This window comes from Frigoribacterium sp. 2355 (assembly GCF_054060695.1).
Window position 1 is genome coordinate 1 of record NZ_JBSSDL010000004.1, and the last position, 24,448, is coordinate 24,448.

Here is a 24,448-nt window from a genome sequence, read left to right on the forward strand (position 1 = left end):
GGGGGGGGGGGGGGGGGGGGGGGGGGGGGGGGGGGGGGGGGGGGGGGGGGGGGGGGGGGGGGGGGGGGGGGGGGGGGGGGGGGGGGGGGGGGGGGTCGCACCACCGTCGCGTCGTCGAACCGTGTTCCGAGGTGGTTCGACGACGCGAGCGTGGTGCGGCCTCGGGGCACCCGCCGGTCACGGTGCGAGCCCGGGTGGCCGTGCGACGGTGACGCGGCGCGGCGCGGCCGGTCAGGGCAGGCCGAGCAGGCGCAGACCTGCCGCGACGGCGGCCCCGGTGATCACCACGACGAGGAACGGCGCCCGCAGCAGCAGGGCCACCGCCGCCGCGACCAGCGCCCCGAGCCGGGCGTCGACCACGAGCTGCTGTCCGGTGGCGACGGCGTTCGCGACGGTCAGCGACGCCAGCAGCCCGATCGTGAGCGTGCCCGCGACCCGCGCCACGCGAGGGTTCGTCAGCCAGCGGCGGGGCACGAGGTACCCGAGCAGCTTGGTGGCGTAGGCGACCACGCAGGCGACGGCGATCCAGACCCAGGTGCTCACGCCGCGCCTCCTCGGCTCGTGGGGTCGGCGCCCGGGGTCGCGGCCGCGCCCGGCTCCGGGTCGCGACGCTCGCGCGCACCCCGCCAGCCGAGGGCCGCGGCGACGACGGCCGCCACCAGGATCGGCACCCCCGGAGGCACGAACGGCACGGCGACGACGGTCACCACCGCGCACGCGACGGCGATCGCGGCCGCGTCACGGGAACGGAGGCGCGGCCACAGCAACGCGAGGAACGCCGCGACGGCCGCCCCGTCGAGTCCCCAGTCGCGCGGGTCACCCATGGCGTCCCCGGCGAGCGCCCCGACCAGGGTGAAGAGGTTCCAGAGCACGAAGACGCCGACCCCCGCGACCCAGAAGCCGCGGCGCTGCTCGAGAGGATCGGCCTGACCGGTGCTCGTGGCGAGCGACTCGTCGATCGTGACGTGCGCGGCCACCAGCCGACGCCAGCCGCGCGGGTGCAGCAGGGCGTTGAGCTGCATGCCGTAGACCGCGTTGCGGATGCCGAGCAGGGCCGCGGCGGACGCGGCTGCCGGACCCGCGCCTCCTCCGGCGACGACGCCGACGAAGGCGAACTGCGAACCTCCGGAGAACAGCAGCAGGCTCAGGACGCAGGTCTGCGCGGTGGTCAGACCCGAGGCCACGGCGAGTGCGCCGAACGAGACGCCGTAGAGGCCGGTCGCGACGGCGATCGACGCCCCGACGCGGATGCCGGGCGAGCGACGCCACGGGGTCGGGGTGCGGGTGGGGGTGCGGGTGGGGGTCGCGCGCTCGACGGGTTCGCGGTCCCCGGGTAGTGGTTCGGGCTCGAGGGGCGGCGGCACGGTTCCAGCGTAGGGCGGACGATGCCCCGGGCTGAGTGAGGTCGCACCACCGATGTGTCGTCGAGCCACGCACGAGGGTGGTTCGACGACACGTCGGTGGTGCGACCTGGTCGGGCGGGGACGTGGCGGGGACGTAGGGGCCGGGGTCGGACCTGTCAGCGCCCAGAAGTGGGGAGTGCGGCGGGGCGGGACGGCGTGCAGAATCGGTCCAGCCCTGAGCCCGAGGAGGCCCACCCGTGCTGTCCACCGTGTACGTCAGTCGATCGTCGTACCCCTTCACCGACGACGACCTGGCCAACCTGCTGATGACCAGTCGCTCGAACAACGCCCGCCTGGGCATCACCGGCATGCTGCTGCACCGCGAGGGCCGCTTCATCCAGGTGCTCGAGGGGCCCGAGGAGGCGGTCCGCGAGCGCCTCGCCGTGATCGCGCGCGACCCCCGGCACACGGCCGTGCACACCATCGTCGACGAACTCGTCGAGGACCGGCTGTTCCCCGCCTGGACCATGGGCTACCGGGCCGTCACGGACGACCTGGCCACGGTCCTCCCGGGCTACGCCGACGTCTTCGACTCCGGCTCCGGCACGGGCACCGGCACGGCCTCCGTCGCGGGTGCCGGCGTCCGCGACGACTTCAGCAACCTGTCCCCGTCGTCGTCGCACAAGGTCCGCACCCTGCTGCGCTGGTTCCGTGACCAGCCGACCGACGTGACCGACGGGCTGTTCTCGCCCCGCGCCTCCTGACCCGGGGCCCGCTGACCGGGGCCCGCCGGCCCACGGTCCGCCCGCCGGGGTTGTGACCCCCGCTCGGCGTCGGAGATACTTTTCGGACGAAAGTATCTGCCGCCGTCTGGAGCACCCGTGTCGCACCCCACCCCGTCGCCCACCGTCGTCGGGCCGTCCCGAGCACCCGACGCGTTCGTCCACCTGAGCAGCGCCGGCGTCAGCCTGCTGCTCGACGTCACCGACGCGCGCCTGCCGGCGGTCCTGCACTGGGGCGCCGCCCTCGGCCGGCCGACGCTCGAGGACGTGCGGTCCCTCGCCGTCGCGGCGGTGCCGCCGTACGTCAACAACCTGATGGACGAACCGGTGCGCCTGGCGATCCTGCCCGAGCACCACGCGGGCTGGTCGGGCAAGCCCGGGGTCGGCGGCCACCGCTCGGACGGCGCCGACTGGTCGCCGCGGTTCACGGTCGACACGCTCGACGTGACGGGCGAGGCGGAGGCGACCCGTGCCTCCTCGGGTCCCGAGCTGGTCGACGCCGGTGCCGCCGTCGTCACGGTCGAGGCGCACGACGACGTCGCCGGGCTCGCCGTCGTGCTCGAGATCGAGCTGACCGCGAGCGGGCTCGTCCGCACCCGGGCCGAGCTGACGAACGTCGCCGGGCGACGCGGAGGCGGTCGGTCGACCCCCGGCGACGACCGCACGGCGAGCACCGCGGCCGGCGCCGCGAGCACGGCGGCGGACGTGTACACGCTGACCGACCTGCACCTGGCCCTGCCGGTGCCGCCGAGAGCCCGCGAGATCCTCGACTTCGCGGGCCGCTGGGGCAAGGAGCGCACGCCCCAGCGCCGCGAGCTCGTCGTCGGCGTGCACGAACGCGAGGGACGCAAGGGCCGCACCGGCCCGGACGCCGCGACCGTGCTGAGCGTCGGCGTGCCCGGGTTCGGCTTCGGCGCCGGCTCGGGAGAGGTCTGGGGGCTGCACGTCGGGTTCAGCGGCGGCCACCGGCACTACGCCGAACGCCTGTCGACCGGGGCGCAGGTGCTGGGCGGTGGCGAGTTGCTGCTGCCGGGCGAGCTGCGGCTCGAGGTGGGCGAGTCGTACCGCAGCCCGTGGGTCTTCGGCTCGTACGGCGACGGCCTCGACGACCAGGCCCGGCGGTTCCACCGGTGGTTGCGCTCCCGCGAGCAGCACCCGACCCGCCCGCGCCCGATGACGATCAACGTCTGGGAGGCCGTCTACTTCGACCACGACCTCGCGCGCCTGCGCGAGCTGGCCGACCGGGCCGCCGCCCTCGGCGTCGAGCGGTACGTGCTCGACGACGGGTGGTTCCGGGGGCGACGCGACGACCACGCCGGCCTCGGCGACTGGGTGGTCGACGGCGACGTCTGGCCCGACGGCCTGTCACCGCTGATCGACCACGTCACGGGCCTCGGCATGGAGTTCGGCCTCTGGTTCGAGCCCGAGATGGTCAACGAGGACAGCGACCTCGCCCGCGAGCACCCCGAGTGGATCCTGCAGACCGGCGACCGCCTGCCCCCGCGGTCGCGCGACCAGCAGGTGCTGAACCTCGGCATCGCCGGGGCGTTCGAGCACGTGCTCGGCCAGATGACGGCGATCCTCACCGAGTACGACATCGCCTACCTGAAGTGGGACCACAACCGCGACCTCGTCGACGCCGGCACCTGGCCGACCGGCGCCGCGGGCGTCCACGAGCAGACCCTCGCGGCGTACCGGCTGATGGACGAGCTCAAGGCGAGGTTCCCCGGTCTCGAGATCGAGTCGTGCTCGTCCGGCGGCGCCCGCGTCGACCTCGGCGTGCTCGAGCGCACCGACCGCGTCTGGGTCAGCGACTGCATCGACCCGCTCGACCGACAGCAGATGAACCGCTGGACCATGCAGCTCCTGCCGCCCGAGCTGCTCGGCTCGCACATCGCCTCGGGCGTCAGCCACTCGACCGGCCGCTGGCACGAGCTGTCGTTCCGGGCGGGCACCGCCCTGTTCGGCCACCTCGGCATCGAGTGGGACCTCGCCCGGGCCACCGACGCCGAGAACCGCGACCTCGCCGGGTGGATCGCCCTCTACAAGGAGCACCGTCAGCTGATGCACACGGGCGACCTCGTACGGGTCGACGAGGCCGACCCGTCGCTGCTGGTCTACGGCTCGGTCGCCGCCGACGCGAGCGAGGCCCTGTTCTTCCTCGCCTACGTCGGACGGTCGGACGTCGCACCGCTCGGCCGCGTGCTGCTGCCCGGGCTCGACCCCGAGCGCCGGTACCGGGTCGCCCCCGTCACCGTCGGCTCGCCCGACCACGGCCTGACGCCCCCGCCGTGGTGGGGCACGGCGGACGAGGGCGGCGCGTACCCCGGGGTGGTGCTCGACGGGCGCGCCCTGGCGGTCGCCGGGCTGCAGGCGCCGTCGTCGTTCCCCGAGCGGGTCGTGCTGCTGCGGGTCACCGCCGCGGGGTGAGGCGGGGGCGGCTGCTCGGCTCGCTGCCCGATGAACCCCGTTCACGACGATGAACCCCGATGAATCGGGGTTCATCTTCGCATTCGGGGTTCATCGGCGAACGGGCGGGCAGGAGGTGCGGGGCGGGTAGGAGGCGCGGGGCGCGTTCCGAGGGGCGCGCGCGGCATCAGCGACCGGGCGCGCGCGGCGTCAGCGACCGAGCGCGTGCATCTGGATGGCGACGGCGGCGGCGCCGCGGGCCCACTCGTCGAACCGGAACTCCTGGACGAGCAGGCGGGGCGGCGGGACCGCCCGGTGGGCGTCGCGTGCGATCGCCGCGTCCACCGCGGCCCCACCGACGGTCGCGAGCCGCACGCCCTCGCCCGACAAGAGGACCACCTCGGGGTCGAGCACGTTCAGCACGCCCGCGATCAGCTGGCCCAGGACGTCGGCGGCGGTGTCGACGACGACCCGCGCCTCCTCGTGTCCGGCGGAGGCGAGGGCGAGCAGGTCGTCGTAGGCGACCGGGCGGCCGAGGGCCCGGGCGGCGGCGGCCTCGACCGCGGCGACCGTGAGGAACGCGCTCGCGCAGTCGTCGTGGCCGAGGTCGCAGGTGGGGGCCGGCACGTCGGCGCGGGCCGCAGCGGCGGCCGACGCGGGCACGCGCAGCGGCACGGGCACTTGCACCGGCGCGGTCGCGGGCACGGGCACCGGCACGGGCAACGGCACCGGCACCGGCACCGGCACGGGCACGGGCACGGGCACGGGCGCGGCCACGCCCGCGGGCGCCACGATCCGCTGGTGTCCGACGCTGCCCGCCGAGGAGTGCGCCCCGCCGAGCACCTCGCCCGCGGCGACGAGGCCGAGCCCCACGCCGGCGCCGATCGTGACGAGGGCGAACGAGCGCAGCCCGCGTCCCTCGCCGAACCAGAGCTCGGCCTGGGTCAGTGCGCGGACGTCGTTCTCGACCCAGGTCGGCAGGCCGGTCGTGGCGGTCAGCAGCTCGGCGAGGGGCACGTCGTCCCAGCCGAGGAACGGCGCGTGCCGCACCTGGGCACGGTCGACGACCTGTCCGCCGACGGTGACGCCGACCGCGCGGATGCGATCGTCCCGGCCGCGGGCCGAGGTCACGACCGCCGCGACCTGGGCGACGACGGCGGCAGGCGACGGGTCGGGCAGGTCGTCGTCGTGCCCGTCCAGCACCCTGCCCCGCTGGTCGGTCACGACGACGAAGAGGCGGTCACGGGTCAGCTTGACGCCGACGAAATGGTGGGCGTCCGGGTCGAGGTCGAGCGGGACCGAGGGGCGACCCGAGCCGGACGGCGCGAGGGACGCGCGTTCGACCAGCAGCCCGCTCTCGAGCAGGGGTCTGGTGATGCGCGTGAGGCTCGGGCCCGACAGGCCGAGCCGGGCGGCGAGCTCGGTCCGGGGGCGGGCGCCGTGCACGAGGATGTCGAGCACCACGGCCTGCGCGCTGCCGGCCAGCGGGGACCAGCCGCCGTCGGCGTGGCCGGGGGAACCGTGAGCGGGAGCGGCGTGCCCGGGAGCGTGGGAGTCCGTCACGCGACGATCCTAGGCGGCCGACCCGCGCCTCCTCGTCCCGACGTCGGGCTCCGCCCGGGCCGAGCCGGCGCCGCGTCGGGTCCCCCCGACGCCCATCGCTGCGTACCCCGCCACCCGAAGTGGGGGACAACCTCGGGGCCCCTCGTGGCCGAACATGAGTCGTGGTGATCCTCATGGACGAAACGCGCGAACTCCCCCTCTGCACGCTGTGCGCATCGCCGACCCGTCTCGAGCCCAACCCGTTCTACGGCACGGCCCTCTCGGTGCACCGTCACGTGCTCGTCTGCACCTCGTGCGCGACCGTCGGCTTCGCCCCGGCCGTCGCCGACGCCCCCGAGGAGGCGCGGCGCCGGTCCCGCCCCGTCGGCCTGCGTGCCCGCGTGGCCGGCTGGTACCGCGCGCTGCCCTGACGCCACGGCCGCGCCTCCCTGGGCGTCCCGTGCCGCCGAGCGGTCGGTCAGCCCTGCGACCGGCCGCCGCGGGAGGCCGCGGCGTGCTCGGCGTCGGCCTGGAACCGTCCGGCCGCCTCGGCGTCGAGCTCGGTGCCCGCGCCGCAGTAGGCGCAGGTGTAGACGTGCTTCGTCGAGTACGGGATCACCGGGATGAAGAACAGCGTGAACCACCGACGGTGCTTGACCAGTCGCTGCGCGGCCTCGTTGCCGCAGACCCGGCAGACGAAGAAGAGGACGCCGAGCAGGGCGCTCGTGCCCTTGGTGCCGAAGATGATCATGCGCTCACCCTAGGCGGCGTCGGAGCAGCCGGCGGGAGCGGGTCCCGGGGCCTGGTGGCCCCGGGACCCTGTTCCTAGCCCTTGCGCACCAGGTCGACCGCGAACCGGGCGACGGTCACGACGAGAGTCGCGATCTGCCACCACGGCACGGTCTTCCCGGGCGGGCGGCGGTCGTCGTCGGACATCCGCTCCCTCCTCTCGGTGTTCGCGCCGGCGAACACCGCGAGAGAGCCAGGGACCCACCCCGTGGGATCGACGTTTGCACGTCGATCGTCATGGGATCACACTTCCGATCAGATGAAGCGGGATCTCTGTTGGGTCCCTGGTTCTCTTCACGGAGAGCACATCGAAGCCCGAGATCGGTTGGACGGTCTCGGGCTTCGCCATGCCCGGGGGTCGTTCCGGCGGTGCGACTCGAGCGGGCACACGGGCACGCGGAGCCCGCCCCGCCTCACCCGGCGCGGAACCGCCGCAGGCGCAGGCTGTTCGTCACGACGAACACGGACGACGCCGCCATCGCCGCGCCGGCCAGCACGGGGTTGAGCAGCCCGAGCATCGCGACCGGGATCGCCGCGACGTTGTACGCGAAGGCCCAGAACAGGTTGCCCTTGATGGTGCCGAGCGTGGCCCGTGACAGGCGGATGGCGTCGGCCACCCCGCCGAGCTCGCCGCTGACGACGGTCAGGTCGCCGGCCGCGATGGCCGCGTCCGTGCCGGTCCCGAGGGCGATGCCCAGGTCGGCCGTGGCGAGGGCGGCCGCGTCGTTGACGCCGTCGCCGACCATGGCGACGACGCGACCCTCGGCCTGCAACCGGGCCACCGCCTCCACCTTCTGCTGCGGGGTCGCCTGCGCCACGACGTCCGCCGCGGCGATGCCGACCTGCGCCGCGACGTGCCGTGCCGCGCCCGCGTTGTCGCCGGTCAGCAGCACGGGCGTCAGGCCCAGGCCGCGGAATCGCTCGACGGCCTCGCGCGCACCGGGCTTCACGGTGTCCGCGACCGTGACGACACCGCGCACCCGACCGTCCCAGGCGACGGCGACGGGGGTCGCACCGGTCGCCTCGGCGGCGGTGAACGCCCTCTCGAGCCCGGGAGGCGCGGTGACCGACCACTCGTCGGCCAGCCACCCGGGGCGGCCGACCAGCACGAGCGTGCCGTCGACGAGGGCCTGCACGCCGGCCCCGGCGTGGGCGGTGAACTGCTCCGCAGCCGGGACGACGACCCCGCGCCGGGCGGCCTCGGCCTCGACCGCGCGGGCGACCGGGTGCTCCGAGCCGGACTCGACGGCGGCGGCCCGGGCCAGGACGTCGTCGACCCCGGTGGCCGCGGCGTCGTCGAGGACGACCTCGCGCACGCTCATCCGCCCGGTCGTGACCGTCCCGGTCTTGTCGAGGACGATCGTGTCGACCGTGCGGGTGCGCTCGAGCACCTGCGGCCCCCGGATCACGATGCCGAGCTGCGATCCGCGGCCCGTGCCGACCAGCAGCGCGGTGGGCGTCGCGAGCCCGAGCGCGCACGGGCAGGCGATGATCAGGGTGGCGACGGCGGCGGTGAACGCGGTCTGCAGCGACCCGGTGAAGAAGCCCCCGCCCCCGGCACCCCCGACGAAGCCGCCGAACGCGAGCCAGCCGACGAAGGTCAGCACGGCCAGCCCGATCACGACCGGCACGAACACGGCCGAGACCCGGTCGGCCAGTCGTTGCACCTCGGCCTTGCCGCTCTGCGCCTCCTCGACGAGGCGACCGAGCCGGGCGAGCTCGGTGTCGGCCCCGACGCGGGTGATCTCGACGAGCAGACGTCCACCCACGTTGAGGGTCGCTCCGACGACGCGGTCGCCCGGGCCCACCTCGACCGGCACCGACTCGCCGGTCAGCATGCTCAGGTCGACCGCCGAGGTGCCCTCGCGCACGAGGGCGTCGCTGGCGATCGCCTCGCCCGGACGGACGACCACGAGGTCGCCGGGCACCAGACCCGCGGTGGCGACCCGCGCCTCCTGACCGTCGCGCAGGACGGTGGCCTCTTTCGCGCCGAGTTCGAGCAGGGCGCGCAGGGCCTCGCCCGAGCGGCGCTTGGCCCGGGCCTCGAGCCAGCGGCCGAGCAGGATGAACACGGTCACGGCCGACGCGACCTCGAGGTAGAGCTCGGTCGGACCGCCGTGGGTGGCGACCAGGCTGAACGACATGTGCATGCCCGGCCGACCGGCGTCGCCGAAGAACAGGGCCCAGAGCGACCAGGCGAAGGCGGCGACCACGCCGACGCTGACGAGGGTGTCCATGCTCGCGGCGCCGTGGCGGAGGTTGACGGCGGCGGCGCGGTGGAAGGGCCAGGCACCCCACACGGCGACGGGGGCCGCGAGGGTCAGCGCGAGCCACTGCCAGTTCGTGAACTGCAGAGCCGGGACCATCGAGAGCACCACGACGGGCAGGGCGAGGGCGGCACTGACGAGGGTGCGCCGGCGTAGGGCGTCGACCTCGGTGGCCCGGGCGTCCGGGGCCGCGTCGGACGAGCCGTCGGCCGCGCCGGTCGGGGACGCAGGAGGCGCGGGCACGGTGGCCCCGTACCCCGCGGCGGCCACCGTGGCGATGAGCGCGTCGACGTCGGGCACCCCGGGGTCGCCCTCGCGTGCGTCGTCGACCGCACCGGCCACGACCCGCACGTGCGCCTTCTCGGTCGCGTAGTTCACCGAGGCCTCGACGCCGGGGAGCTTGTTGAGCTTGCGCTCGATGCGGTTGGCGCAGGAGGCGCAGGTCATGCCGGTGATGTCCAACTGCACCGCGTCGGGTGGCAGGGTGCTCCCGGTGACGCCCTCGTCCGGCCGACCCGCGCCTCCGGCGGTGGTCATCGTGCGGAGAGCTGGTAGCCGGCCTCTTCGACGGCGGCCCGCAGCTGGTCGTGCTCGACGGTGGCGTCGGCCTGGACCGAGACGGTGGACGCGCCTCCGGGGTTGAGGTCGACCTCGACCGAGTCGACGCCGTCGACCTCGGAGAGCTCTTCGGTGACGCTCGCGACGCAGTGCTCGCAGGTCATGCCGTCGACCTGCAGGGTGGTGATGGTGGTGTCGGTCATGCGCTGTCCTCTCGATCGGGCCTCAGCTTATACCCCCTAGGGGTATCCCTGCCAAGCCTGCCCGCCGGTTGTCCCCCACCTCCGAGATGCCTCCGAGACGGCCCGGCCCCCAGGGAGGCCGACTACTAACGGAGGGGTACCCGCCAGGACGGCGGGAGAGAGAAGGCACCCGACCATGACCGAGATCACCGCACACCACGGCCTCTTCAAGGACACGAACCTGCACGTCGACGACACCGGCGGCACGGGTCGCACCGTCGTCCTGATCCACGGCTGGCCCCTGTCGGGTGAGTCCTGGAGCAAGCAGGTCCCCGCGTTCGTCGAGGCCGGCTACCGCGTCGTCACGTACGACCGCCGCGGCTTCGGACGCAGCGACAAGCCCAAGACGGGCTACGACTACGACCACCTGACCGAGGACCTGCACACCGTCCTCACCGAGCTCGACCTCGACGACGTCACGCTCGTCGGCTTCTCGATGGGTGGCGGCGAGGTCGCGCGCTACTTCAGCAAGTACGGCACCGAGCGCCTGCACAGCGTCGTCTTCGCCTCGGCCGTGCCCCCGTACCTGCTCAAGACCGACGACAACCCCGACGGCCCCCTCACCAAGGAGGCCGCCGCCGAGATGACGGCCGGCCTGACCAAGGACGAGGACTCGTTCTACGACGACTTCACGACCGGCTTCTTCTCGGTCGACGGCGTGCTCAAGGTGTCCGAGGCCGACCGACAGGACGCCCTGCGCCTCGCGAAGCAGGCAGACAAGGCCGCCGCGCTCGAGGCCATGGCCTCGTTCGCGAACACCGACTTCCGTGACGACCTGACCAAGGTCACCGTGCCGACGCTGGTCATCCACGGTGACGGCGACGCGACCGTGCCGTACGAGGGCTCGGGCGCCCGGACGCACGCGGCGATCGCCGGGTCCGAGCTGCACGTGATCGCCGGCGCACCGCACGGCGCGAACGTCAGCGACGCCGACGAGTTCAACCGCGTCGTGCTCGAGTTCCTCGGGAAGTAGAGGGCAACCCGACGCGACCGCAGGAGGCGCGGTGCCGGTCCTCGAGACCGACACCGCGCCTCCTGCGCACCGGCTTCGACCCCTCGGACACGACCACCCCTCGTTCGGGGGTGAAGGTCACGGGCGGGTAACGAAGTGACCGAGATCCAAACCTTCTCGCCCTCGGTGGCGAACCCTGTACATCCCCACCGGGACCAACTGACAAGGAGCTTCACCATGAACGCCTTCACTCGCAAGCGCATCACGAAAGCCGCCTTCGGCATCGCCGCCTCCGGCGCCCTGATCTTCTCGCTCGCCGCCTGCTCGTCCAACTCGGGCACCGCGACCGACACCTCCTCGACGTCGTCGTCCTCCTCGTCCGAGCCCTCGGCCGCGTCGACGCCCGCCGCGTCGATCGCCGACCTCAGCAACGGCGTCGACACCCAGGTCGCCGTCGACCAGTCCTTCGTCGACGCGATCACCTCGCTCGGCCTGACCCCCGGCGTCGTCGGCACCGCGACCTTCACCGACGGCACGTTCGCGTTCCCGATCACGGGCGGCAACGTCGACTACTACGGCCCCGACAGCGACGTGCGACCCTACGTCCAGGGCGAGATCGACCACGACGGCTCCGGCCTGTCGCTGACCTCGGCCGACGGCACCGTCGTCGAACTCACCGACTTCCGCATCGACCCGGGTGAGAGCAAGCTCTACGGCACCGTCACCGCCAACGGCACCGTCGCCGCCGAAGACGCCTACCTCTTCAACCTCTGGGGTGGCACGCTGAAGCCGATCCAGATGGAGGGCTCGAACGCCGTCCTCGAGGGCACCACGGTGCACATCAGCCCCGACGCCGCGTCGCTGCTGAACCAGACCTTCAAGACCGACGCCGTCCAGGACGAGATGCTCGTCGGCGTCGCGAAGATCACCGCCGCCACGGAGTAGTACCTGAGGCCGCACCCCGCCTCGCGAGGTGCGGCCTGGAACCCGGGTCGTCTCCGTGACGACGCACCGGCCCCGCCCTGCTCGACGGGGTCGGCGATCCCGGTGGACCCCGCCTCGTGCTCACGCACGGGGCGGGGTTTTTCCGTTGCCGCCCGGGGCCGACCCAGGGGTCAGGGGGTGCGGCGGCGGCGACCGGCGGAAGGCTCGGGAGGCGCGGCGGGCGGCCACGGGTCGGGCTCGGCCGTGCTGCGGGCGATGAGCGCGCGGACGTCGGCGTCGTGCTGCAGCGTCCAGGCCACGGCCGAGTTCAGCGACGACGCCGTGTGCAACCAGGGCCGACGCCCGCCCTCGTCGCGGCAGTGGGCGTAGACGTCGAACGCGAAGCCGCCCGTGACCGGCCGCTGGCGCACGTAGCCGAGCGGAGCCGCCTCGCCCTGCCGGATCAGCCACAGCCCCTGCCCGCCCGGGATCGGCGGGATCGCGCACGGGTGCTCGGCCGGCGGCTTGCGCAGTGCCGCCCGCGCGTTCTCGAACTTCGTCTGCACGCCCATGTCGGCGACCGTAGGCGCGACCACCGACGCCCGGCGTACGACGAAAGTCGTACGGCAGGTCCCGACTCCTGCACCCGGTGCCGCGGCGGCGCAGCCGCGAGCGTAGAGGCATGATCACGACACCGACCCGAGAAGCCCCTCCGTCCCGGCGGCGCCACCCGCGCCTCCTCGTCCGCACGACCCGCACGACCCGTCTCGCCGCCGCCGCGGCCGTCGTCGCCCTGGGCGTCACGCTCGCCGGGTGCGCGTCCGGGGCGACGGGCGCGACCGCCGACCCCGCGCCTCCTGCACCGCCTCAGCACCAGCCCGGCGGTCACTCGCTCACGCAGGACGACGTCGACACGTGGCTCGACGGCGCCGTCGGATCGGCGCTGCAGACGACCGGCATCCCGGGGGCGACCGTGTCGGTCGTCGCCGACGGCGAACTGCTGACCGCCCGCGGCTACGGCATGGCCGACACGGGAACCGGCGAGACGCCCGCCGAGGCGGTCGACCCCGAGCGCACGCTGTTCCGCGTCGGCTCGGTGTCGAAGGTGGTCTCGGCCACCGCGATCATGCAGCTCGTCGAGAAGGGCGACCTCGACCTCGACGCCGACGTGCAGCAGTACCTCGACTTCGACCTCGACACCCCGAAGGGCGCCGTCACCCTGCGGCACCTGCTCACCCACACGGCCGGCTTCGAGGAGGTCATCGCGGGGCTGATCGGCACGCCCGGCAGCGAGAAGACGCTGCGCGAGGCCGTCTCGGAGGCGCCTCCCGCCCAGGTGTTCACGCCCGGCACCACCCCGGCGTACTCCAACTACGGAGCCACCCTGGCCGGGTACGTCGCCGAGCGCGTCAGCGGCGTCCCGTTCGCCGACCTGCTGCAGCAGGACGTCTTCGACCGGGCCGGCATGACCTCGTCGTCCTTCGCCCAGCCGCTGCCCGCCGACCTCGACGCCCGCCTGGCGCACGGCTACCCGGACGACTCGAAGCCCGCCGTCGCCACCGAGGTCGTCAACGCGGCCCCGGCCGGTGCGATGTCGGCCACCGCGACCGACATGGCCCGCTTCATGCTCGCCCAGCTGGGCGACCTGCCGGACGACCAGGCGCTGCTGCAGCCCGACACGCTCGCCGAGATGCACCGTCCCGCCCTCGATGCCGACGACCTCGGCACGCTCGTGGCCGGCCAGCGCATGGACCTCGCGTTCTTCGACGACAGCACGCCCGGCCTGGCCGCCTTCGGCCACGACGGCGACACGCAGGTCTTCCACTCGGCGATGCGGATGTTCCCCGAGCACGACACCGGCATCTTCCTCAGCATGAACGGCAGCGGACGATCGGCCACGGCCTCCCTCGACCTGCGCACCACGGTGCTGCAGGGGTTCGCCGACCGGTACCTGCGTGACGCGGCGACCGTCGGCTCGGCCGACGCGGCCGACCCGTCCGACGCGGCCAGCACGGACAGCCGAGGAGGCGCGGGCACGGTCGACGGCGACGCCTCCGACGGCCCCGTGGCCGCCGACCTGGCCGGCACGTACCTCTCGTCGCGCTCCCCCGTCACCAACCCCGGCGCCCTGCTCGCCCTGAGCGGTCAGACCACGATCGTCCCCCGCTCCGACGGCACGGTCGCCGTCACGCCGAAACCCCTCGGCATGACCACCGGCGTCTACGAGAAGGTCGGGACCGACCTGTGGCGCGAGGTCGGCGGGGACGCCCTGCTCGCGACGCGGACCACCGACACCGAGGGGGACGCGACCGTCGAGGCGATCTCGTGGGGCGCCTCCTTCACCATGCTGCGGGCGCAGCCCTGGCAGGCCGCGTCGGCCGTGCTGCCGAGCGTGGTCCTGGCCGTCGTGGTGCTCTTCGCCTCGATGATCGTCTGGCCGGCCACCGCCCTCGCCGGGGTCGGACGCCGACGTCGGGACCTCCGGGCCGACCTGTCGACCGGGTCGGCGACCACCACCCCGCGTCGCCGCGACCGCACCCTGTTGCTGTCGCGTCTGGGACAGGCGTCGACGCTGCTGGCCCTCGTCGGCTGGGCGGTCGTCGCGGTGCAGGCCATGTCGTTCGCCGAGGTGTCGGCCGTCACCCTGCGCCTGCTCCAGGGGCTGCAGCTGCTCGGCGTCGTCGCGATCGTGCCGGCCGCCCTGGTCGCCTGGCGGGCCGTGCGCGACCGTCGAGGCTGGGCCGTGGTGACCGGACGCGTGCTCGTCCTCGCGTCGCTCGTCGTGCTCGCCGGCTTCGCCTTCGGCTTCCGCCTCATCGCCCCGAGCGTGAGCTTCTGATGACCCGCCCCCAGCGCGACACCCGGGCCGACGGTGCACAGCCGTCGTCGGCCCGGGGCCGGGAGGCCCGCGGCACCTGGCATGCTCGGACGGTGACCACGACCCCCGACACCTCGCCCGCTCCGGGCGGTCCGCGCGGCCAGGCCGGTTCGGCCGGGCAGGCCGGTTCGACCGGTTCGGCCGGGCCCGGGATGGCGACGGTGCGCCGCGTCCTCGACCGGCTGGGCGTGCACACGGTGCTCGGCCGCGACGTCGCCCTCGCCGCCGTCTGGGCGCTCGTCACGATCGCCTTCCTGGCCACGCTGCTGGCCGCGGGCGAGTTCTACGGTGCGAACCGCAGCATCCCGACCGCCCAGATCGTCGCCGTGATCGTGCTGGCGCTCGTCCAGCACGTGCCTCTGGCACTCCGACGCGTCCGACCCGTCACGGCCCTGCTCGCGGTCGCCGTCCTGCAGGCCGCCCTGCTCACGGTGCTGCCGACCGGCCTCGCCCTGTGGACGGCCGCCCCCGTCGTCACGGCCTACACGGTCGCCACCCTGCGGCCGACCCGGGACGTCGTCGGGGCGGTGCTCGCCGCCGTGGGCATCGAGGCCGTCGGTGCCGCCGTCGGGGCGTCGGCGATCGTCAAGGACCAGCTGGGCGCCCCCGCCGGGCTCGGCGAGGTCGGCGTCGTCGTCGAGGCGCTCGCCCTCGTGGCCAGCGCCGTGCTGATCAACGGAGTGAGCGCCGCCGTCGGCTCGTGGGTGGCCCTGCGCCGCGCCCACGACCGCGACGCCCGGGCCCGCGCGGCCGAGAGCGTCGAGCACCAGGCGACGCTCACCCGGGCCGCGGTCGCCGCGGAGCGCACCCGCATGGCCCGTGAGCTGCACGACGTCGCCGCGCACCACCTCACCGGGCTCGTCGTGCAGGCCGGTGCTGCCGAACGCCTCGTCGACGGCGACCCCGAGCGCGCCAAGGAGTCCCTCCGCAGCGTCCGTGCCCAGGGCCGCGAGACCCTCGACGCGCTGCGGTCGATCGTGGGCATCCTCCGCGAGACGGGCGACGGTCCGAGCGGCACCGTGCCGGTCCCCGGTCTCGGCGACGTGGCCGACCTCGTCGACCAGGCCCGCGCCTCCGGGGCCGTCGTCGACGCGCACGTCGACGGGACCCTGCCGTCGCTGGCCCCGCTCGCCGACGTCACGGCCTACCGCACGGTGCAAGAGGCGCTCGTCAACGCCCGTCGGCACGCGCCGGGGGCGACGGTCGAGCTGCACCTGACCGCGACGACGGGGGCCCTCGTGATCGTCGTCGAGAACGACCTGCCCCTGGCTCGCGACACGTCGGAAGGCGGCGGCTTCGGGCTGGTCGGCATGCGTGAACGGGCCGACCTGATCGGTGGGCGGCTCGACACCGGAGCGACCGCCGACGGGCGCTGGCGGGTGCGGCTCGAGCTGCCGGTCGAGGCGGAGGCCTCGACCGAGGCCCCGGCGGGCGGGCCGTCGGCGACCGCTGCGGCGTCCGGGGCCGACGGCGGGGCCACCTCGGGGCTCGTCTCGGGGCTCCGGCCGGGGCCGGACACGGGGCTCACCGGCGGGGGTGCCGAGTGATCCGGGTCGTGCTGGTCGACGACCAGGCGATCGTGCGCACGGGCTTCCGGGTCGTGCTCGAGACGGCGGGCGGCATCGAGGTCGTCGGCGAGGCCTCCGGGGGGCGCGAGGCGGTCGACGTCGTGCGACGCACCCGACCCGATGTCGTCGTGATGGACGTGCGCATGCCCGGCGGCGACGGCATCGAGGCGACGCGGGCGATCGTCGACGCCCGGGTCGGCTTCGACGGCGTCGGGCTCGAGGGCGGCAGGCTCGAGGGCGGCAGGCTCGAGGGCGGCGGGCTCGAGGGCGGTGGCTCCGGGGGCAGCGGCCGCGGTGCCGGATCCTGGACCGCCGACGGGCAGGAGGCGCGGGTCGGCTCGGCGGGTGCCCCCGCGGTCCTCGTCGCCACGACGTTCGACCTCGACGAGTACGTGTTCGGCGCCCTCGAGGCCGGTGCGAGCGGGTTCGTCCTGAAGGACGTCGAACCCGACGAGTTCGTCGGCGCCGTGCGGGCACTCGCATCGGGGCGGGCCGCGATCGACGGTGCCACCACGCGGCGGGTGATCGCCGAGTTCACCCGACGCCGTCGGGCATCGGCGGTCGAGCCGTCGCCCGACGTCCTGACGGAGCGCGAGCGCGAGCTCGTCCGCCTGCTCGGCGAGGGGCTGTCCAACGACGAGATCGGCGAGCGCCTGGTGGTCGAGACGAGCACGGTCAAGTCACACCTCACCCGCATCACGACCAAGCTCGGCACCCGCGACCGACTGCAGACGGTCGTCTGGGCCTACCGTTCGGGCCTGCTGCCCTGAGCCCGGGGCCGAGGCCGATCGGCCTCCCGTCATCGGCCCGGGTCGCACCACGAACCGGACGTCGCACCGCCGATCTCGACGGTGCGACGTCCGGTCCGCGGTGCGACGCGCGGGCCCGAGCAGCATCACGACCCGCTGGTAGCCTCGGGGCGTCGCGGGACCACGGGGGTGCCCGGACGGAGGGGACGACATGTCGATCAGGACCACGCTGCCCGTCGGGGCCGCCACCCTCGTGTTGCTGTTGACCGGGTGCTCAGGGGGTGCCGGCGACGAGCCGACCACGACGCCGAGCGCCACCACCACGGCGAGTCCGTCGGCCACGGCGACTGCCGACGCCTCGTCGGCCGCCCTCTCGGACGCCGAACTGGCGTCCGTCTTCACGGGCATCCAGTTCGTGCCCGACGAGTTCGACACGACCGACCAGCTGCTCGACTCGGTCTACCCGGGGCTGACCGCGAGCGACCCGAGCTGCCTCGCCCCGTTCGGCGTCGGCTGGGACGACGCCGCCCCCGACGGCGCGCTCGAGTTCGGCACGAGCAACGACCGCTCGATGACCACCGTCGTCGCGAGCACGGGTGACGACGACGCGGCTTCGGCCCTGGTCGCCGAGGCGTCCGACGCCCTGACCCGCTGCGCGGACGGAACCGCCCTCTTCACGATGCAGGGCCAGCCCGTGCAGACCACGGTCGAGACCACCGAGCCGACCCTCACGGGCACCGACGAGTCGCTCGGCTGGCGCGTCACGGGCACCGTCGGCGGCGGCAGCTTCACCCTGGTCGGCCTGACCGCCCGCGTCGGCGGGGACGCCGTCGCGGTCGTCGGCTGGGACCCGTCGTCGAACGCCACGAACGTGCCGCTCGCGACCCAGATGTTCGTCGACGCCCTCTAGTCGGGCCTGCCCGCAGCCGTCACCGCACCGACGTCGGCCGTGCTGACGAGGCACCGCCGAGTGGACAGGACGCCGCGGCGTTCGGCGGTGTCCTGTCCACTCGGCGGTGTCGCAGGGGCGGGGCGGTCAGGCGACGGGCTCGACCAGCGCGACGTGCTGCGTCGCCACCCGCACGGGCTGGCCGGCGAACGCCGCGGCCCGCGCCTCGGACTGCAGGTAGGCGGCCTCGACCTCGGCGAACCGTGCGGCGTCGCCGGGGGTGCTGACGGCCCAGACGAACTGGTTGGCGTCACGGTCCGCGTAGGCGAACTCGATCGCGAAGCCCTCGGACAGCCGAGCCGGGATCAGCGTCGAGGTGAACCACGCGACGAAGTCGTCGAGCACCCCCTCGACGAGCTCGTAGCGGCGCAACTGGACGGTCTTCGACGAGTCGGTCATGCCGCCACCCTACTGACGCCGCGCCCCAGCCCTGCCCCTGCCCCTGCCCCACAGCACCACGAGATGGCCACCGCACCACGACTAGTCCTGGCGCTGTGGCCATCTCCTGGCGCCATGCCGACCCGGCACGCCCGGCACAGCCCGGCGCGGCGCAGCCCGGCCCAGCACGCCGGGTAGCGTGGCGGCGTGACCCCGCTGACGCTCGCCCTCGCCGCCGCGGCCATCGTGGTCGGCGCCCTCACGCAGCGCATGGCGGGCATCGGCTTCGCGCTGACCGCCGCGCCCCTCCTCGTGGTGGTGCTCGGCCCCGAGGCCGGCGTCTCGGTCGGCAACGCCCTCGCCGCCGTGCTCGCGCTGGTCGTGCTGGCGAGCACCTGGCGCACGGTGCGGTGGCGGACGGCTGCCCTCCTCGTCCTGCCCGCCCTCGTGACGATCCCGATCGGCGCGTGGGTCGTGCAGACCGCCCCGACCGGCCCGCTGACCATCGCGGTGGGCGCCCTGGCCCTGGTCGGCGTGCTCGTGATGGCGTTCTCGAGCCGCGCGCGCCTCCTGCCCGGCCGCGTCGGCGCCGTGGCCGCGGGCGCCCTCGGCGGCTTCATGAACGTGACCGCCGGCGTCGGCGGTCCGGCGCTGACGGTGCACGCCACGAGCGACCGCTGGCCCCGGGAGGTCTTCGTCGGCACCGGCCAGGTGTTCCTGCTGGCGATCAACCTGACCTCGGTGCTGACGAAGGGCATCCCGTCCGAGCCGGTTGCCGTCTGGGCGGGCGCCCTCGGCTTACTGTTCGTCGGCGCCTTCGTCGGACACCACCTCAGCAAGGTCGTCCCGGCCCGGGTCGGCCGCATCCTCGTCCTGACGCTCGCGGCCGTCGGCAGCGCCCTCGCCCTCGTGCGCGGCATCACCCAGCTCTGACCCGGCCGAGGAGGCGCGGGTCGCCACCCCACGCCCCTCGCCTAGACTCGGCCCGCCATGCAGTGCGACTACTTCGACGCGGGGCTGTGCCGTTCGTGCACGCTCCTCGACCGCCCCTACCCGGTCCAGGTCGCCGAGAAGGAGGCGCGCGTCCGCGACCTCCTCGGCGAGCGCCATGCGCCCTCGGCCTGGCTGCCGACGCTGACCGGCCCCGAGTCGGGGTTCCGCAACAAGGCGAAGATGGTCGTCGGCGGCACGATCGACGAGCCGACGCTCGGCATCCTCGACGGCCGCGGACAGGGCGTCGACCTGCGCGGCTGCGGGCTGCACACGTCAGGAATCCAGGAGGCGCTGCCGACGCTGGCGGCGTTCGTGACCCGGGCGCGCCTCCTGCCCTACGACGTCCCGCGTCGCCGCGGCGAGGCGAAGTACGTGCACGTGACCGAGTCGCCCTCGGGCGAGCTGATGGTGCGCTTCGTGCTGCGCAGCGAGCAGGCCCTGCCCCGGCTGCGGTCCGAACTGCCCTGGCTGCTCGAGGCCCTGCCCCGGGTCGCGGTCGTGTCGGTCAACCTGCTGCCCGAGCACAAGGCCGTGCTCGAGGGCACCGACGAGATCGTGCTGACCGACCGCGAGACGCTCACCATGCACCTCGGCGGGGTCGACCTCGAGCTGCGCCCCCAGAGCTTCTTCCAGACGAACACGGCGATCGCGGCCGGGCTCTACGCGCAGGCCGCCGAGTGGGTCGACGCGATCGACCCGGCCACCGTGTGGGACCTCTACTGCGGCGTCGGAGGCTTCGCCCTGCACGTCGCGCGCCCGGGCGCCGGCCGCACGAGTCGACACGCGCACCGCGAGGTCGTCGGCATCGAGACCAGCGAGGAGGCGGTGGCCAGCGCCCGGGGCAGCGCCCGTCGCGCAGGCCTCGAGCACGTGCGCTTCGCGGCCGACGACGCGACCCGGTTCGCGACGGGCGCGTCCGCGGGGGCGGGGTCCTCGGGTACCGGCACCGCGCCTCCGGAGCTGGTGATCGTCAACCCGCCGCGACGCGGCATCGGGGCGACGCTGGCCGGCTGGCTCGAGGGGTCGGGCGTCGAGCACGTCGTCTACTCGAGCTGCAACCCCGTCACCCTGGCGAGCGACCTCGACGCGATGCCGTCGTTCGACGTGGTCGCCGCGCGCGTGTTCGACATGTTCCCGCAGACGCCGCACCTCGAGGCGATGGCCCTGCTGCGTCGCCGCTGAGCGCTCCACCGCCTCCCGACGACGAACCCCGTTCACGAAGACGAACCCTGCTTGAACGGGGTTCGTCTTCGTGAACGGGGTTCGCGGCGGACGCCCTGCCGGGCCAGGGCTCAGAGCACGACGGTGCTGCTGCGCCAGCCGAGCGAGTCGGCACCCGTCTGCCACATGACGGTGAGGCCGCGGTCGGCCCCGCTCGACTCGCCGATCTCGGTCGTGAAGCGCTTGCCCGAGCCGGCCGACGCGGCCTCGATCGACGGCAGCTGCTGACCATCGAGGAAGACCCAGAGCGTGTCGGGGTAGCCGACGACGCTCGGCTCGGTCTGGTCCTGGCTCAACGGGCTGGCGAACGAGATCGACGCGGGGGCCGTGGTGTCGTACGCCGCGCCTCCTGCGCTTTGATCCTCGGCCCCGACGGCCGGGTTGTCCCATTCGTAGACCGAGTCGCCGGTCGGCGGCACGCCGGCGTCGTCGACGCGCAGGCCGTCGGCCGTCTCGCGCACGATCCAGGCGTCGGCGAGGTCGTCGGTCGTGGCGCTCACCAGCGTGAACGCGCCCTCGGGCCCCTCGGCCACGGCCAGGTCGGCGTCGACCAGGACCGACGCCTCCTCGGGCGTCACCGTGCCGTCCACCGGCGAGTACTCGGCGAAGGTCCGCTCGGCGCCGTAGAACTGCTGCGCCTCGGGGGTCAGCAGGGCCCAGGCCGCCGCCGTGTCTCCGTCCGAGATCGCGTCGAGGTAGCGGACGACGATCGCCTGCTCGGCCGAGTCCTGTTCGGAACCGGCGGGGGTCGCGCTCGTCGCGGGGGCGCTCGGCGCGCCGGTCGCCGCGGCGGTCGGGGCCGTCACGGCGGGGTCGGAGGTGCATCCGGTGGCGGCGACCAGCGCACCGACGGCGAGGGTCGAGGTCATGAGTAGCTCTCGTGTCTTAGCCATGCGTGGCACGGTAGCGACGGCCCGCCCGGGTTCGTCGCGACTCCCAGGGGATGCCCACGAGCGTCGGAGGGACCCCGGAGGCGCGGGCCGGGTCAGGCGCGCGCGACGACCGCCCAGCCGTGCGGCCCCACCGACAGGACGTCGCCGTCGAGGCCCGCGTCCCGACCGGCCAGCCACTGGCCCGGGGCCGGGTCGGCCACGCGCAGCTCGTCGTCGCCGAGGTTCAGCGCGACGACGAGCGACCGGCCCGCCCCGACGCCCGTGACCTCGAGCACGAGCGACTCGTTCGCGACCGACACGGTGCGGCTGCGGGCGGTGTGCAGCCACGGGTGCCGACGTCGCACGCCGATCAGCTCCCGGTGCAGGGCGAGGACCTCGGGGAGGGCGTCCGGGACGCCGGCACCCGGAGCCTCGGCAGGCGTCGAGGGGAACGCCGGACGCACCGCGTCGTCGCCGCCGACCCGCGCCTCCTTGACGGCCCGCAGGCCGAACTCGTCCCCGTAGTAGACCGAGGGCGTGCCGCCGAGGGTGAAGAGCAGCACGATCGCGTGGGCGTGGTGGCGGTCGTCGTCGATCTGGCTGGCGATGCGCGTGACGTCGTGGTTGCCGACGAAGGTCAGCGGCACGAAGTCGTCGAGGAACCCGTCGTGGCGCTGCAGCGCCCACTCGAGCTCGAACAGGTTGACCTCGGCCAGGGCGTGCCAGACGCCCTGCCACAGTTCGTACTGGGTCACCGAGTCGAGGCCTCCGTCACGGACGGCCGCCGCGTAGTCGCCGTGCAGCACCTCGCCCACGACGTACACGTCGGGGTGCCGTTCGCGGAGCGGCGGCAGCACGGTCGCCCAGAACGACGACGGCACCGAGTAGGCGGCGTCGAGCCGCCAGGCGTCGGCACCGCGGTCGGCCCAGTACGTCAGGACGTCCGTGACCGTGCGGGCGACCTCGGGCGACGAGTGGTCGAGGGCGATGAGCCCTCCGTGCCCCTCGAAGGTGCCCAGGCTGCCGTCGTCCTCGCGCCGGAACAGGGAGGCCGCGCTCGAGTCGGGGTCGCGACGTGCCTCGACCAGCGCGGGGAACTCGGGGCCGACGTGGTTGAAGACGCCGTCGAGCATGACCTTGACGCCCTTCGCGTGGGCGGCCTCGATCAGGGTGACGAGGTCGGCCTCGGTGCCGAGGCGCGGGTCGACCGCGAACCAGTCGATGGTGTCGTAGCCGTGGGTCGACGACGCGAAGACCGGCCCGAGAGCCAGGCCGTTGGCGCCGAGGGCCACCAGGTGGTCGAGCCACGGCACGAGATCGAGGAGGCGCGGTGCCGGCGAGCGGTCCGCGCCCGTCGTGTCCGCCCCGACGAACCCGAGGGGGTACACGTGCCACCACACGACGTGCTCGGTCCAGGAGGGGCCCGGCAGGGCGGTGGCCGTCGTCGGGGACTCGTGTTCGCTCATTCGCGCCACCCTAGTGACGGGCGGTCGTGAGGTGTCCCCCGCTCAGCTCCTGGGGCTCAGCTCGCCGGGCGTCGGCGTCAGCTCGCGGGGCCGAGCAGGACGGCGAGCAGGGCGGCCGCGCCGCCGACGATGAAGAGCATCGTGCCGGCCTGCATCGTGCGGGTCTTGTTGCGGTCGGCCGTGGGGACGTCGACCTCGAGGATCGGGCATCCCGACCACCCGATGAGCCCGACGCTCAGGGCGACCAGCGCGGCACCGACCCAGAACAACGTCGCGAGCCCGGCCGAGAGGAGGGCCGGCCGCCAGCCGGTCGCGAGCAGCAGCCCCAGGGCCACCGCCACGCTGCCGACCGCGGCGACGAACCAGATCGTGCCGGTCCACATGATGCGTTGGACGTTCTTCTCGGGGGTCATCAGGTCGTGCAGCTCGTGGGTCACCAGAACATCTTTCACCCTCTGCAGCGATCCGGCCCGCACGGGTGCGGCGACTACTTCGTGGCGCCCTCGAGCAGCGGCACCAGCTGGTCGAGCGCGTACTGGCGCGAGAGCGCCGAGCCGAGCGAGTACGCGGCGGCGACGTCACCGTCGATGACGACGGCGTGGCCGTCCTGCACCGCCGACAGGGCCTTCCACTGCGGGTCGTCCGTGATCTCGGTCGTGTCGATGTAGATCGGGAAGGCCACGATGACGTCCGCGTCGATCTGGTCGAGCTGCTCGCTCGAGATCGACACCGAGAAGCCACCGGCGTTCGGGGACAGCGCCGAGATGGCGGGGTTCTGCTCGAAGCCGAGCGCCTCGAGCTGCTCGACCCGCTCGCTGTCCTCGACGTAGGCGCCCCAGCCCTCGCTGGTCTTCGTGGCGGCGGTGATCGTCTTGCCCTTCCACTCGGGGTGGGCGTCGGCGACGGCCTCGACGGCCTTCTCGTTCTCGTCGACGATTCGTTCGCCCTCGGCCTCTTCACCGAGTGCCTCCGAGACGAGCTCCATCTGGTCCTCGAAGTCGGTCAGGTAGCTGTCGCCTCCCTCGGGCACGCCCACGGTCGGGGCGATGCTCGACAGGCGGTCGTAGCGCTCCTGGTCGCCCGAGCTCTTCGTGTCGAGGATGACGTCGGGCTCGAGGGCCGCGATGGCCTCGTAAGAGGGCTCGAGTGTGCCGATGATCTCGGGGGCCTGGTCGTAGAGACCCTGTGCCCAGGGGCCGACGCCGTCGGCCTCGTCACCGAAGGCGAGCCAGTCCGAGGCCCCCACGGGCTGCACGCCCAGCGCGAGCGCCGTCTCGGCGTCGCCCCAGCCGAGCGCGACGACGCGCGTCGGCTTCTGGTCGATGGTGACCTCGCCGAACTTCGTGTCGATCGAGACGGGGAACGCGCCCGATCCGCCCGAGGCTCCGCCGCCGGCGGCGTCGTCCGGGTCGGCGTCGGCCGAGCAGCCGGCCAGGGCGAGGGTGGCGACCGCGACGGCGGCGGCGATCGAGAGTGTCTTGCGCATGTGTTCCTCAGGGCTGTGACGTCGGTGCTGTGACGTGGTGTCGGGCGGAAGGTCGGGTGCGGGGGTCGAGCCTGGACGGC

The 24,448-nt window shown here is 74.2% G+C and carries 23 protein-coding genes; 11 read left to right on the forward strand and 12 right to left on the reverse strand.

Features of this window, described 5'->3' with window-relative positions:
- Nucleotides 1-231 precede the first annotated feature (231 nt).
- Together ACVJ1F_RS06110 and ACVJ1F_RS06115 are read right to left on the reverse strand one after the other, a co-directional pair.
- Complete coding sequence (locus tag ACVJ1F_RS06110; RefSeq protein ID WP_173154386.1) at nt 232-543, reverse strand: AzlD domain-containing protein; 312 nt, start codon at nt 541-543, stop codon at nt 232-234.
- Nucleotides 540-1,250 carry an AzlC family ABC transporter permease gene (locus ACVJ1F_RS06115; protein WP_456885525.1) on the reverse strand — a complete coding sequence of 237 codons (711 nt, stop codon included), beginning with the start codon at nt 1,248-1,250 and terminating at the stop codon, nt 540-542. Before ACVJ1F_RS06115 ends, ACVJ1F_RS06110 begins: the two co-directional genes overlap by 4 nt.
- A 350-nt stretch (nt 1,251-1,600) precedes the next feature.
- On the opposite strand from ACVJ1F_RS06115, the gene ACVJ1F_RS06120 reads away from it, so the two are divergent.
- Entirely contained in the window at nt 1,601-2,107 is a 507-nt protein-coding gene (locus ACVJ1F_RS06120; RefSeq protein ID WP_456885261.1) for a BLUF domain-containing protein, read from the forward strand.
- Between the two features lie 117 nt (nt 2,108-2,224).
- Complete coding sequence (locus ACVJ1F_RS06125; protein ID WP_456885263.1) at nt 2,225-4,555, forward strand: alpha-galactosidase; 2,331 nt, start codon at nt 2,225-2,227, stop codon at nt 4,553-4,555.
- Between the two features lie 189 nt (nt 4,556-4,744).
- On the opposite strand, the gene ACVJ1F_RS06130 is transcribed toward ACVJ1F_RS06125, so the two are convergent.
- Complete coding sequence (locus ACVJ1F_RS06130; protein ID WP_456885264.1) at nt 4,745-6,097, reverse strand: ROK family protein; 1,353 nt, start codon at nt 6,095-6,097, stop codon at nt 4,745-4,747.
- A gap of 173 nt (nt 6,098-6,270) precedes the next feature.
- Between ACVJ1F_RS06130 and ACVJ1F_RS06135 the strand changes: the two genes are divergently transcribed.
- Nucleotides 6,271-6,507, forward strand: coding sequence for a hypothetical protein (locus ACVJ1F_RS06135; RefSeq protein ID WP_156155609.1), 237 nt, complete (start codon nt 6,271-6,273; stop codon nt 6,505-6,507).
- A gap of 47 nt (nt 6,508-6,554) precedes the next feature.
- On the opposite strand, the gene ACVJ1F_RS06140 is transcribed toward ACVJ1F_RS06135, so the two are convergent.
- The 3 genes from ACVJ1F_RS06140 to ACVJ1F_RS06150 form a co-directional block, all read right to left on the reverse strand.
- The gene (locus tag ACVJ1F_RS06140; RefSeq protein ID WP_043596621.1) at nt 6,555-6,827 is read right to left on the reverse strand and encodes a zinc-ribbon domain-containing protein; all 273 of its coding nucleotides are present in this window, start codon (nt 6,825-6,827) and stop codon (nt 6,555-6,557) included.
- A gap of 451 nt (nt 6,828-7,278) precedes the next feature.
- Nucleotides 7,279-9,669 carry a heavy metal translocating P-type ATPase gene (locus ACVJ1F_RS06145; protein ID WP_456885265.1) on the reverse strand — a complete coding sequence of 797 codons (2,391 nt, stop codon included), beginning with the start codon at nt 9,667-9,669 and terminating at the stop codon, nt 7,279-7,281.
- On the reverse strand, nt 9,666-9,893 hold the full coding sequence (locus tag ACVJ1F_RS06150; RefSeq protein WP_054145925.1) for a heavy-metal-associated domain-containing protein: 228 nt from the start codon (nt 9,891-9,893) through the stop codon (nt 9,666-9,668). Before ACVJ1F_RS06150 ends, ACVJ1F_RS06145 begins: the two co-directional genes overlap by 4 nt.
- A gap of 175 nt (nt 9,894-10,068) precedes the next feature.
- On the opposite strand from ACVJ1F_RS06150, the gene ACVJ1F_RS06155 reads away from it, so the two are divergent.
- Both ACVJ1F_RS06155 and ACVJ1F_RS06160 read left to right on the forward strand, forming a co-directional pair.
- Nucleotides 10,069-10,905: an alpha/beta fold hydrolase gene (locus ACVJ1F_RS06155; RefSeq protein ID WP_456885268.1), complete on the forward strand. Its 837-nt coding sequence runs from the start codon at nt 10,069-10,071 to the stop codon at nt 10,903-10,905.
- A 216-nt stretch (nt 10,906-11,121) separates the two neighbouring features.
- Entirely contained in the window at nt 11,122-11,829 is a 708-nt protein-coding gene (locus tag ACVJ1F_RS06160) for a hypothetical protein (RefSeq protein WP_123570978.1), read from the forward strand.
- A gap of 170 nt (nt 11,830-11,999) precedes the next feature.
- Here ACVJ1F_RS06160 and ACVJ1F_RS06165 read toward each other — a convergent pair whose 3' ends face one another.
- Nucleotides 12,000-12,380 (reverse strand): hypothetical protein, encoded by a 381-nt coding sequence (locus tag ACVJ1F_RS06165; RefSeq protein ID WP_159825304.1) that lies wholly within the window; start codon nt 12,378-12,380, stop codon nt 12,000-12,002.
- Between the two features lie 110 nt (nt 12,381-12,490).
- On the opposite strand from ACVJ1F_RS06165, the gene ACVJ1F_RS06170 reads away from it, so the two are divergent.
- From ACVJ1F_RS06170 to ACVJ1F_RS06185, 4 genes are all read left to right on the forward strand, one after another.
- Complete coding sequence (locus ACVJ1F_RS06170; protein WP_456885270.1) at nt 12,491-14,647, forward strand: serine hydrolase domain-containing protein; 2,157 nt, start codon at nt 12,491-12,493, stop codon at nt 14,645-14,647.
- A 92-nt stretch (nt 14,648-14,739) separates the two neighbouring features.
- The gene (locus ACVJ1F_RS06175) at nt 14,740-16,233 is read left to right on the forward strand and encodes a histidine kinase (protein WP_456885272.1); all 1,494 of its coding nucleotides are present in this window, start codon (nt 14,740-14,742) and stop codon (nt 16,231-16,233) included.
- A complete protein-coding gene (locus tag ACVJ1F_RS06180) occupies nt 16,230-17,024 on the forward strand; it encodes a response regulator (protein ID WP_456885273.1) in 795 nt (264 codons plus the stop codon). Before ACVJ1F_RS06175 ends, ACVJ1F_RS06180 begins: the two co-directional genes overlap by 4 nt.
- A 190-nt stretch (nt 17,025-17,214) precedes the next feature.
- On the forward strand, nt 17,215-17,913 hold the full coding sequence (locus tag ACVJ1F_RS06185) for a hypothetical protein (RefSeq protein WP_123570982.1): 699 nt from the start codon (nt 17,215-17,217) through the stop codon (nt 17,911-17,913).
- 126 nt (nt 17,914-18,039) lie between these two features.
- Here the strand turns inward: ACVJ1F_RS06185 and ACVJ1F_RS06190 are convergent, their stop codons facing one another.
- On the reverse strand, nt 18,040-18,351 hold the full coding sequence (locus tag ACVJ1F_RS06190; protein ID WP_456885274.1) for a hypothetical protein: 312 nt from the start codon (nt 18,349-18,351) through the stop codon (nt 18,040-18,042).
- 186 nt (nt 18,352-18,537) lie between these two features.
- Here ACVJ1F_RS06190 and ACVJ1F_RS06195 point away from each other — a divergent pair, with 186 nt between their 5' ends.
- Nucleotides 18,538-19,263: a TSUP family transporter gene (locus tag ACVJ1F_RS06195; RefSeq protein WP_456885276.1), complete on the forward strand. Its 726-nt coding sequence runs from the start codon at nt 18,538-18,540 to the stop codon at nt 19,261-19,263.
- A 57-nt stretch (nt 19,264-19,320) separates the two neighbouring features.
- Nucleotides 19,321-20,505 carry a 23S rRNA (uracil(747)-C(5))-methyltransferase RlmC gene (gene rlmC, locus ACVJ1F_RS06200; protein ID WP_456885278.1) on the forward strand — a complete coding sequence of 395 codons (1,185 nt, stop codon included), beginning with the start codon at nt 19,321-19,323 and terminating at the stop codon, nt 20,503-20,505.
- Nucleotides 20,506-20,615: 110 nt separating this feature from the next.
- Here the strand turns inward: rlmC and ACVJ1F_RS06205 are convergent, their stop codons facing one another.
- The 4 genes from ACVJ1F_RS06205 to ACVJ1F_RS06220 all read right to left on the reverse strand — a co-directional run bounded on the left by ACVJ1F_RS06205 (nt 20,616) and on the right by ACVJ1F_RS06220 (nt 24,368).
- On the reverse strand, nt 20,616-21,437 hold the full coding sequence (locus ACVJ1F_RS06205) for a hypothetical protein (protein ID WP_456885280.1): 822 nt from the start codon (nt 21,435-21,437) through the stop codon (nt 20,616-20,618).
- A gap of 92 nt (nt 21,438-21,529) precedes the next feature.
- Nucleotides 21,530-22,882 (reverse strand): alpha-amylase family glycosyl hydrolase, encoded by a 1,353-nt coding sequence (locus tag ACVJ1F_RS06210; RefSeq protein WP_456885282.1) that lies wholly within the window; start codon nt 22,880-22,882, stop codon nt 21,530-21,532.
- A gap of 77 nt (nt 22,883-22,959) precedes the next feature.
- Nucleotides 22,960-23,319 carry a hypothetical protein gene (locus ACVJ1F_RS06215; protein WP_043595969.1) on the reverse strand — a complete coding sequence of 120 codons (360 nt, stop codon included), beginning with the start codon at nt 23,317-23,319 and terminating at the stop codon, nt 22,960-22,962.
- A 50-nt stretch (nt 23,320-23,369) separates the two neighbouring features.
- Nucleotides 23,370-24,368, reverse strand: a complete 999-nt coding sequence (locus ACVJ1F_RS06220) for an iron-siderophore ABC transporter substrate-binding protein (RefSeq protein WP_456885283.1) — start codon at nt 24,366-24,368, stop codon at nt 23,370-23,372.
- Nucleotides 24,369-24,448: the final 80 nt, after the last annotated feature.